The organism is Vibrio sp. 811 (assembly GCF_033339195.1).
On the sequence record NZ_JAWOUB010000150.1, the window covers coordinates 1 to 965 of the forward strand.

The 965-nt window shown below is 42.6% G+C and carries 2 protein-coding genes; both read right to left on the reverse strand.

The genetic code is table 11. From position 1 onward, the window contains the following. Window positions 1–490, reverse strand: a 490-nt coding sequence (locus R7Q46_RS25465; protein WP_318077978.1) for a YajG family lipoprotein, incomplete at its 3' end; no start/stop codon positions are given. A 36-nt stretch (window positions 491–526) separates the two neighbouring features. Next, window positions 527–965: class I SAM-dependent methyltransferase (locus R7Q46_RS25470; RefSeq protein WP_318077979.1), on the reverse strand; the 439-nt coding region annotated here is incomplete at its 5' end.

Here is a 965-nt window from a genome sequence, read left to right on the forward strand (position 1 = left end):
GTGTTTCTTCAATATCAGAATCTGAAGCGCTTAAAGTGCCAGAGCGTTTTGCAGTACCTGTGTAGGTTTTCACCAATTTGCCTTGTGGTGTTTCTGCTGTGATCTCCAGTATCACTTTGGCATCCATTTGGTTTTCCATCACGGAATGTTTGACGTTCACTAGCGCTTCTTGAACATTCAGTTCAATTGCGTTGTTGCTGTTTAAATCAGAGTGGAAACCTTGAGATGAGAACTGTTTCTCTAAAGCTTCTTCTAATGCAATGCGTAAGTTTTGTTTCGCATGAAGCGGTAGAATGTTTGAATGACCATTATCAACCAAAGCTACGTACTGCGCTGCGCGCACGTCTTTGCTGGTCAAGCTGTATGTTTTGCCTTGTACAATAGGATTGGTGCTCAAGGTGCTTTCAGGCATTAGGTTCAGTTGCGGTTGTTGTGGCGCTGAACATGCAGCAAGCAATGCAACCGAAGCCGCGAGTAACAGTTTTTTCATTTTATTGTTCCTTGTAAACATTTTGCTCGGAGAGCTCTATTGTTTTGCGCTTAATTTAGCAGGATTTTTTGTTGCCTGTAAAATCACGAACTTATTGTTAGAAGCGATGAGTTTCACATTCTTATCGCCAAACAGACGTTTCAACTTGGCATCGTAGCCGAGGTGACGGTTTCCTATGACGAGTAACTTGCCATTTTGGTTCAAAATTTGTTTTGCATCACAGAACATTTGCCATGCGATATGATCGGTAATGGCTTGTTGCTGATGGAACGGTGGGTTACACATGATTAAATCGCAACTGTCAGGTTTGAATCCATCCAAACAGTTATTGGCCACGCACTGAATGTCGCGACCTTCGCCCAAGTTATCCAATAAGTTCTGCTTGGCAGATTCAAGTGCCATGATGCTTTCATCAACGCAAGTCAGTCTTACATTTGGATTGAGTTGACCTGCTTTTACTGATAAGACGCCGTTA